The organism is Microcystis sp. M079S1, from assembly GCF_020246425.1.
Lineage (GTDB): Bacteria > Cyanobacteriota > Cyanobacteriia > Cyanobacteriales > Microcystaceae > Microcystis > Microcystis aeruginosa.
Genome location: NZ_JADBSZ010000035.1, coordinates 1 through 10,218 on the forward strand (window position 1 = coordinate 1; position 10,218 = coordinate 10,218).

3 protein-coding genes are annotated in these 10,218 nt (G+C 43.0%); all 3 read right to left on the reverse strand.

Translation table 11 applies throughout. From position 1 onward, the window contains the following. Window positions 1-118: 118 nt before the first annotated feature. The gene (locus IM456_RS02090) at window positions 119-6,250 is read right to left on the reverse strand and encodes an AAA family ATPase (protein ID WP_287691117.1); all 6,132 of its coding nucleotides are present in this window, start codon (window positions 6,248-6,250) and stop codon (window positions 119-121) included. After that, window positions 6,247-8,079, reverse strand: coding sequence for a carotenoid oxygenase family protein (locus tag IM456_RS02095; protein ID WP_287691116.1), 1,833 nt, complete (start codon window positions 8,077-8,079; stop codon window positions 6,247-6,249). Before IM456_RS02095 ends, IM456_RS02090 begins: the two co-directional genes overlap by 4 nt. Window positions 8,080-8,353: 274 nt before the next feature. After that, complete coding sequence (locus tag IM456_RS02100) at window positions 8,354-9,688, reverse strand: AAA-like domain-containing protein (RefSeq protein WP_149987097.1); 1,335 nt, start codon at window positions 9,686-9,688, stop codon at window positions 8,354-8,356. Window positions 9,689-10,218: the final 530 nt, after the last annotated feature.

The following is a 10,218-nucleotide window of genomic DNA, read 5'->3' on the forward strand; positions in this document are numbered from 1 at the left end:
TTAAATGTTTCAGGATATACTCCACAAAAGCGTTTAAACTCTTCTGGATTCAAATTTTTTACTTTTTCGTAAGTCATTGTTTTTCTGAGTGTTTTACTTTATTTTACATAATCAGTTCCTATTTTTGCAGGAGGTCTATTGCTTGATAGATGGGATTATGGATCCGCAGCCGGCCTTGGTCTTTGATCACTAACCCCGATAAAAGTAACTCTTTTTCTGGAGGGCTATCCTCGGCAATCACCTCTTTTTCCCTTAAAATCCGTTCATAGAGTCTCAGGAGCAACTGGGAGCGATGACTGTTGAGAAGCCGATCGCGAATAGTCCGCAGATGTTCCGGTTCATCCTGAGCCTCCCAATTGTCAATGATCTTCTTCTGTACCAAGTCCTCAATCCAGGAGGCCTCACCATTGGGGGGAATCGGCGAGGTGGCGGTGCGAATTAACTGACAGAGTTTTTGGGTCAGAAAAGGTTGACCGTTTGTCCAAGCAAAGACTTCTTTTAAGACAGTTTGCGGGTTACTAACTTTCTCGGCCAATCCGCGCAGTAAAGGCTGGGCTTCGTGTTCCTTAAAACCCTCCAATTGAATCGAATGACCGATATTAAAAGGAGTGATTTGGTGGTCGGTAATTAAATCGGAGGGGGTGACAACACCGAAGAAAGCGAAGGTCAAACGCCGATAGAGCGGGTTAAAACCACGCTGGTTATAGCAGGAACGAATCAGGGCAAAAAAGTCATTAACCGCGAAATTTAAGCCCAAAACGCTATCAATTTCATCGATAAAAATCGCGATCGGTTTCGGGGGAGAACCTTCCACTATCCCCACTTCCAGCAATAACACTTCTTCGATAAATTCGCCCAAGCGCTGTACTGCCGAGACATCTTCCCGTTCTTGCCACCAAGCTTTGAGATTGACCCTTTTGAGCAGTCCAAAACGTCGCCCTAACTCGAAGGCTATCCCCTTGTACCATTGGTCGGGGGTGACATTTTCGCTGCCGATGCGGGTTAAATCAATGGGAGCGCAACAGATGCCCTCGTGTTGGAGGTGATCGATCATGCGTACCATTAAACTAGACTTACCCATTTGACGGGGATTGAGAACATAGCAAAAATCGCCGCGTTTGAGGGCTTTATAGAGATAACGGTCGGCGGCGCGGACTACGTAGGTGGGGGCATCCATGGGTAAACTGCCCCCCACTTGGTAGTCAAAGATGCTAGATTCTTCGGTACTTCTGAGCAGTTCGTTTTCAAACAGTAATTCTGCTTGGGTGGCCTTGAGAATTTCTAGGGTTTGGCTGAGTTCTAGGGTGCGCTCCTGCACTTTCTGTTCTAGGGTGCGGCTATACTCGGCTAATTCTTCGGTAAAGCGAATCCGTTCCGCTTCCGCCTGTTTTCGTTCGGTAATATCGGTAAAAGCGGCGATCGCATAGATAATTTCTCCTTTTTCGTCAAAAACGGGCGTGGCATACACTTCTAGGGGAATAATCTTCTCTCCTTGGTGAATTTCTAGATCATCCATCGTGTTTTTTTCTCCCCTTAAAGCTCGGACAATCGGATGGTATTCTGTGGGATACAATCGATCGGTTCCAGCTTGATATAACTGATAGGTTTCCCCCAACTGATTAGCCGTGGTGATATTAACGATCTCTTTTCCTAAAATCTCTTGGGCGGTTTGATTGGCATAATAGGGTTGACTGCCAGCATCGAGGACGAATACCCCCACCGGCATCGCTTCTAAAAATTGCGCTAGTTGTCTCTGTTTGGCTTTGATTTCGGCGTAGAGTTTGGCGTTAGTAATTGCGATCGCCGCTTGGCTGGAGAGCAGTTGCAGCACTTCCAATCTTTCTTGGGTAAAAGCCCCGACGGTGAGATTATTTTCTAGATAGACAATTCCCCGCAGTTGTCCTTGGTCGAGGAGGGGCGAACAGAGCAGGGATTTGGTTTGATGGGTTTTAATATAGGGATCGTTGCTAAAATCGCCCTCATGGGCAGCATCGTTATTCAGAACGGTTTGACCGCTCCGGGCTACATAGTTAATAATTGAGACGGGAAGATGTTCTTCGATGGCATTAGATTTAAAGACTGTCACCCCATCTTCCTGCACCGAACCGGAGGCTTCGATCAATAGTTGTCCGCCGCTTTCTAGGATAAGATAGCCCAGCTGCGCCCCAGCATTTTCGATGAGAATTTTCATCAGGGTGGCGAGTAATTTATCTAAAACTATCTCGCTGGAAATGGCTTGGAAGGCCTTCATAATCGTGGCTAAATCTAACAGTTCTCCCGCATGAATAACTGAATTTTTTCTGGTGGTAGTTCTCCTAGTTTCGGTCAGGGAATTGGAACCATAATTATTGGCCATTAACTGAGAATAACGGCTTTCTATATCTTTGACTTTAGCGGTTGCTCCCCAAAGAGAATAGAGATAAGCAGCTTCATTGATGTAGGTTTTGGCAATTTTTACTTTACCCCAATCGAGATAGAATTTCGCCGCTAGTTCGTTAGCCAGTGCCTCTTCATTAATATATTCATTTTCCTTGGCTTTAGCGATGGCTAGATCGTAGTTTTCTATGGCTTCTAGATAGGAGCGCTGCACCCGCTCCTTTTCCGCTTGCACTAAATAAAATTTATGGAGATAGTTAGAGGGGGCTTGATTCGCCCATTCCCGCAGCTTTTTCTGATTATTCGTCACTCGTTCTAATACTTGCTGTTTTTGGTCATTGTCCAGATGATTATAAATAGCTAAATGGGCGAGGGAATCATAGAAATTATGCAGAGGAATCAATAAAGTAGCGGTAGCTCCCCCTAGATAATTTTGGGCTTGGTTAGCATTTTTAATGGCTGGTTCGTACTGTCCAAATAGATAACAAAGGTATAATTTATTAACAAATAAAGCACAGAGACCGTAGAGATCATTAGCCTCTAGATGGTACGGTAACATAAGAGTTTCTTGATAGTACTGTCCTTCTAAATGACCGGGATTTTCCGAGCGCCCCAGCAGATTTAAAACTGTTTGTCCGTAGATTTTTAGATAGTTGCGGGTGTTTTCTTGTTTGAGCTTAACAAAAGCCAGATCATAGTTAGCTATTTCTTGGGCTAATTCGGTTAATTCCTGTCCGATAAAGGCGGAATGAAAACAGTAAAGATAGGCGCAGGTTGTTCCGTAGTAGAGATCGCCCATTTCTAAACCGGTTTGATAGGAAGATTTTAACAAGGACAGGGAATTTTTAATCGGTTCTTTCCAGATACTAATAGTGGCGGAAAAGACGGCAATTATTTTCGGCATCAGGGCTTTGGCATGAAATTTATCAGCAATGTTTAAAGCTAATCGTCCAAATTGATAACCCGTTTCCCAATCTTCTAAAAGACCACAAAGAATTAAGCCATAATTGACATAAGTAAAAGCCGCTAGATAACTATTGCCGTATTCAATTGATAAGTTAACCTGTTTTGATACTAGGATGGGTAAGAGATGAGGTGCGGCAATATAAACAGGAGGAAATATGGCACTCGCTATCTTCATGATTGCTAATTTTTCTTCCTCATTTATCGGCGGTAAATTACTTAAATCTTCGATATTTTGACCCGCTAATTTTTGCCTAGTTTTATTGAGTTCTTCCTGAATATCTGATGATTTTAAGGATTCAAGAATCTCGAAATCTAGGCTTTTTAGGACGGATAAACCAATTTCTACCGCTTTTAGTTCGTGATTTTGGGCTTGATAAGCTTCGATGATTACTTCATAAACTTTCACCTTATCTAGGGTGGTTTTTGCCTGTTTTAACACGAGATTAGCCCAGCACTGCATCTGCTCAAAATCCCCACTTAAATAGGCGATTTCTGTGGCTTCAGAATAAATATTTAAAGTCAGTTGATAGTTATTTTTCCAGCTTGATTTTTTGAGAAGTTTTTGAGCGATTTTAATATATTTTAAGGCTCCAGTTTGGGCATTAGCGGCTTTGGCCTTTTGGGCTGCTAGTAAATTCAAGTTAGCCACTGACTCTCGTTCTTTTTCCTCGCTAATTAGTCGATAACCAAGATTGAGATGATCGACTATTTTAAAAATCTTTTCCGATAATTCATTGGCGGCAGTATGCTGCCAAAGTAGGCGACCAATTTTTAGATGAATTAAAGATTTTTTGCTGTCTTCGATGAGAGCGTAAGCTCCTTGTTGAATGCGATCATGAGCAAATTTATATTCTTGAATCAGTAATTGTTCATCCAATTCTGAGAGGGGAATAATTAAACCAGCTTCGCTACTAGAAGTTAAAATTGGTAAAAGTTCTGGAGGTGATTTTTCAGAGATTACTGCCAGACTATATAAATTAAACTCTGCCCCAAGACAAGCTGCTAAACTTAAAATTTCCTGGGTTTCGGGGGGCAATTTCTGCATTTTACCGACCATAAATTGAATCAGATTATCGGTACTACCAATCCTTTGAATTTGACCGAGATGCCATTGCCAATAGCCACTATTATTGTCGGTTTTAGTGGTTGTTTCCTGCCCCGGTTGGAAAAATAGCAAATTTTCCCAGTAGATAGTTTTGAGAAATTCATTGACAAAAAAAGGATTACCGTGGGTTTTTTGCCAGACTAAAGCGGACAAAGATTGCACATATTCTGGTGAATGATTTAAGGTGTCAGCAATTAACTGATTGACCTGTTCAAGCCCCAGAGGTCTTAAAATAACTTGATTGATAATTATGCCCCCCTGCTCTAATTTATCGAGGGTAGCGGTTAGGGGATGGGTGGAATTAATTTCATTACTGCGATAGGAGCCAATTAAAAACAAATAGTCCATATCGCCATCGAGCATAATTAATTCTATTAACTGGAGACTAGCCAAGTCTGCCCATTGCAAATCATCGAGAAAGATGACTAAGGGGTGTTCCGGGGAACAAAAGACCCGAATAAAATTTTTAAAGACTAAATTAAAGCGATTTTGAGTAGCGATCGCTCCTAATTGTAACACCTCTGGTTGTGGACCGATAATTAATTCTAGTTCAGGAATCACATCAATAATAACCCGTGCATTCGCCCCCAAAGACTTGAGGAGTTTTTGTCGCCATAGTTCCAGTTGTGGTTGACTTTCCCCCAAAAGTTGCTTGACGAGATGAGTCAAAGCGCTAACCACGGCAGCGTAGGGAGTATCGCGCTGAAATTGGTCAAATTTACCGGAGATAAAAAAGCCGCGTTTTTCAGTAATTGCCCGGTAAATTTCCCTAACCAGGGTGGTTTTACCCATGCCAGAATAACCCGTAACTAGCATCAGTTCGGTGTGAGAGGAGTTTTTATCTGCGGTGGCTACCCGTTGAAAAGCAGTGAGGAGAGTGGCGATTTCTGCCTCCCTACCGTAGAGTTTTTGGGGAATTTGGAACTGATTGGCTAGATCTTGCCTAGCGATGACAAAATCCTCAATTTTAGCCGTTTTTTCTAGTTGTCTTAAACATTCTTCTAAATCTGCCCGAATACCATAGGCACTTTGGTATCGTTCCTCGGGGGTTTTAGCCATCAGTTTCCTGATGATTGCCTCCACCACCGGGGGAATTTTCTCCCTGACGAGACTATTAATCTCCAAAGGTTGTTTTGCCAGATGACAGTGAACTAATTCCAAAGCATCGTTAGCCCGAAAAGGTAATTGTCCGGTGAGAAGTTCGTAGAAGCTAACGCCCAAAGAATAAAAATCCGTGCGGTAATCGAGACTGCGATTCATCCGTCCGGTTTGTTCCGGAGAAATATAGGCTAAAGTCCCCTCAAGGACGTTGGGATTTTTTAGCCCCGGATTTTCCCGCCGCAGGACGCTGGCAATGCCAAAATCGATGATTTTAATTTGTCCGGTTTCGGGGTTAAGAACTATATTGGCAGGATTAATATCTTTGTGAATAACCTTGGCGTTGTGAATTTTCTCTAAATTAGCCACTATTCGGGGTGCAAGGCTTAAAAAGTCCCTTAAGGCCAGGGGTTTGCCCTCTAGCCATTTTTTTAAGGATATAGCCCCGAAATCTTCCAAAATAATCACGGGAGTTCTGCGGTAGGTTTCTAAACCATAGGCTTTAATCGCCCCCTCGAAGTTCAGGCCGCAGATGGTTTTATACTCCTGTTTGTAGTGGGTTAGTTCTTGTGCGGTTGGATATTCTTGCTTGAGGATTTTGAGCATAACGGGTTGATTATCGGCGGTGCGAATAGCCCGATAGACTTCCGAGTTAACACTTTCGTAGATTTGGGCAAGAATGTCGTACCCGTTGAGAACAATCATTTTTTTACTTGGCGATTGTAAATGGCTGCGGGTCTCCCCAAGAAAAATTCTACGGGAACTAAAACAAGACTCCGCAAGGCTGACAGGACTCGATTTACCTGTGAGACGGAAGGACGGGGAGAAGGCAACACTTGCTCGAAATACTCGGAATGCAAGGTAAAACCAAAGTGAACATCTTCCGGCAAACTCAGTTTAGCAATCGGTCCGTCCTTGAGATTGTCAGGGTTAAATAACCAAGCTTCTAATACTCTGGTCGGGGTTAAAACCGTCGTAAATAGATAGCCCTGTTCTTGGGGAATAAACTGAATGCTATCTAAAATATAGCCATCGGGACAAACATAAAAATCCAGTGGTCCCCGACCTAAATGTGATACATGAGTATCACTGGCTTTTTTTTCTTGGCTAATCTGTTCAGTTAACTGATTCCAATCCTTATCGAAGGGAACCTTGGCTAATACCGAGGGCAAGTCATGACAGGGAAGTTCGGCATCCCTGAGGATGCGATTACTCTGGTCGCGACAATCCATATACTGACGACGACAGATTAATTCGCGCACATAACCGGCATAAACCTGATAAATAGCGCTGTATCCCTGTTCCGATTCCCGCGGGTCGGCGGTGTAGAGAGTGGTAGAGAACCACCCCGGATGGACGAAAGCCTGTTCGCTCATCACCCTGGCATCTTCGATAACCACTTTGCGCAGCACTCCGGGGTCAAAGGAAAACATCCAGGGAATGCCGTGGTATTCGGGGGGATAACCCTGACCGGTAAAATGTTGGATATCGTCTTTTTCGATCGCTTCGGTTAAACTAATAGTGGCGTTTTGGATGGCCACAAGATGAATTTGACCGTTGATACTATGGTAATTACAAAGGAAGTGATAACTGTCGCCATTGAAGGTAATTAATCGCGAGGGAACGGTGGTTTCTTCTTCCTTGAGGTCTTGACGTTTAACTAGATAAATTTGAGTTTTCGGATAGGTTTCTTCAGGCTTGATTCTGATACCTAATAGTTTGGCTACTCCCATCTGAAAAGGCATATCGGGAATCATGATATAATCTTCGGTGACGATGACCGAATGGGGGCTACCATCGAGGATAGTTCCCTGTAGTTTCCAGGGTTTAAGTTGTTTTTGTTGATCCCAAAGAACAATATACACCGATTTATCTAAATCTTTTAACATACCTCCCGATACAAGTTTTAGCTTTAATTCACAGGTGATAAATTCTTTGGTTTTTTTGTCGTAGAAGGGATGAGCGGTATTTTCTAGGACTGGGAAAAAAGATAAAGGCACGGAAACAATATGTTGGTCAAAATAACCAATCGGAGTGATAGTATCAAGGGAAACGGGATCCACTTCCCAGTAACGTCCCGCATCGGCAGTGAGAATTAATCGGGTTTCTTCTAGTTGTTTATCTTCGGCAACTTTTTCTAGTTTAACCATAGCAGTATTCGCTATTTCTGAACAACCCAAAATGCTGACCACGGCAGGAAAAGTGGCTTGACTAATATTAAATATCGGTAAAACTTTTCGCCAGAAACTATCCCAAGTTTTCAGTTTTTTACTGTAAACGTTAACTTGATTATTTTTGCCCTGTAAGTCCCATTTAATAATTACACCCTCGCCAGAGAACAAATGACGGTCATTTTTTCTATGAAAAGGACAGACGATAAAAACGTATCCCGACAGATTTTCCGGCCAATGACCCTCAGTAATTGTGGCGACTGCTTTATGTAAATTGTTCTCATCCGGCCGACCGAGTTGCGAGCGACTAAAATTACCAACGTTGACAGTATTTTGGACAGTATCTTTGATTGACATATTCATAAGTAGGGTTTGCGGCAAAAAGTTTGTTGGTGGGGTTAGGAGCCGGTCGTCGGTCGTCAGGAGATAGGATTCAGAAGTCAGGATTCAGGAGCCAGGAGACAGGTTTTAGGTGTTGGGGTGTTGGGGTTTTGGGGTTTTAGTTCAATTTCCCCACTTCCCCACCTCCCCAATTCATAATTCATAATTCATAATTCATAATTCCCACTCCCCCCATACCCTACACCCCACACCCCACACCCCACACCCTCACTGATTACTGATTACTGATTACTGATTACTGATTACTGATAGAGGATTTCACCTCTAAAAAATAGCGTCGATACAATTCATAGCCTGGTACTACTTTATCTCCTGATTGTTTGAGTAGTCCCATACTGCTGAGTTTGTAAGCGAGAATTGGGTCTAATTGTACGGGTTCCACCGCGCTCATCACCCGATCGAGGGCTTTTGCTAGTTCAGGCTGTTGTTCTAATACCGCCCAATGGCGTCGCAGGTGATGGGCATAAATCCCCGTGACGGAGGTGGCACTGGTTAATATTTGCGTCATGGTTATTTCCTCCCGACTGAGATAGTAGAGGGCAGTTTGTACCAAAGCTGGATGTCCTCCTACTAGCTCCATCAATTGTTTGACTTTTTCCTGATTTTCCCAGGTGAGTTGATAACGTTGGGCTAATTGCAATACCTCCTCAAGACTAAAATGACTTAACTGTGCGGGGAATCCCACGTTAAAGGGGGATTGATTGAGCTGCAGGGGAACATAAATTTCTGTGGAATGGACGACGATAAGACGGAGTTTTTGCCAGATAGGTAGGGTTTTGGATTCTTCGTACCAAGAACGCAGCAGCGGTAAAAAATCCTTGGCCACTTGGGGATGTTCAAAAATCTGATTAAGTTCATCGAGAGCGAGGACAATGGGGGCGGTAATCGATTCAAGCAGATAGTCTTGAATGTAAACCGTACAGCTAATCTTGCTGCCTAAATCCTCATCCCAATACTCATCTAATTGCGGTTTTAACTGTAGTTGACGGGCGGCATTGGCACACAACCAGCGCAAAAATTGGTTTAAATCACTCAAAATGGCCTGGTCCACCTGTTCTAAGTTCAAACTCACCGTGCGGTAGCCTTGCTGTTTGGCAAAATCGAGCATTCTCAAAAGTAGGGAAGTTTTGCCCATTTCTTTCGGGGCTTTTATCCGCACTAAAGCCCCCGGTTTCTTGATTTCCTGCCTTATCTGTTCTTCGAGGGGAAGACGTTCTAAATAAAATGGGGAACCAAGGGGAACTGCCCCATTGGGATAGGGGGGTAATGTGTCCAATTTTTCGCTCTTGGATGGAGAATTAACCAGAATTTTGTCTTGAGGGGGTGCTGTTAGCTGAAAATTCAGGGCGGCGATTTCTTGCCAGTCGAGGCATAATCGACGACAAATTTGGGCAAAAGTGGCTTTTTCTACCGGTTTACCGGTCAGGAAGTTACTGACAATAGCCAGACTAAATTCAGCTTCTTTAGCTAAGGAGCGTTGACTGCTAAAGCCCTGCTTTCTCACGGCTAATTTAACTTGATTGAGGCAGTGTTGTTGTACTCTTAGATGGCTCGATAGGGAATCTCTCATAAGAATTGGGGTGTGGGGTGTGGGGTATAGGGTGTGGGGGAATGGGGGAATGGGGAAGTGGGGGAATGGGAAAGTGGGGAAGTGGGGAAATTGAACTAAAACCCCAAAACCCCAAAACCCCAACACCTAAAACCTATCTCCTGAATACTGACTCGGAGAATACTGACTTCTAACCCAATGGTAGATGTTGGATTTTTGCAGGAGTTCTATTTTTCGACAAAGATAAGCAAAAATTATCTACTAACTCCAAAAGCTTGAGAATATTTAAATTAACATTTCGCAATATTTACAAATTCTTAAGAATTAATTGAGAAAGATTTTTATTTAACAACGATGTTGTAATGGTGGTAATGATTCGGTAGTAGTGGTGAGCTATGTTGCTTACCTGGTATGAATTGTGTAAAATATTTATTAATAAAAATAATTGGAACCCGATCAGTCTTTAAACCTCTAGCTTGATCATGACTTTTCTGATAAATATCTTTTTCTGGCTCCTGTCTGGCTTACTGAAATATCAGTCTAGCACCGAA

Excerpts from the sequence above, each read along its gene's own strand:
- IM456_RS02090 (WP_287691117.1), bottom strand. The coding sequence starts at position 6,250 with ATGATTGTTCTCAACGGGTACGACATTCTTGCCCAAATCTACGAAAGT.
- IM456_RS02100 (WP_149987097.1), bottom strand. The coding sequence starts at position 9,688 with ATGAGAGATTCCCTATCGAGCCATCTAAGAGTACAACAACACTGCCTC.
- IM456_RS02095 (WP_287691116.1), bottom strand. The coding sequence starts at position 8,079 with ATGAATATGTCAATCAAAGATACTGTCCAAAATACTGTCAACGTTGGT.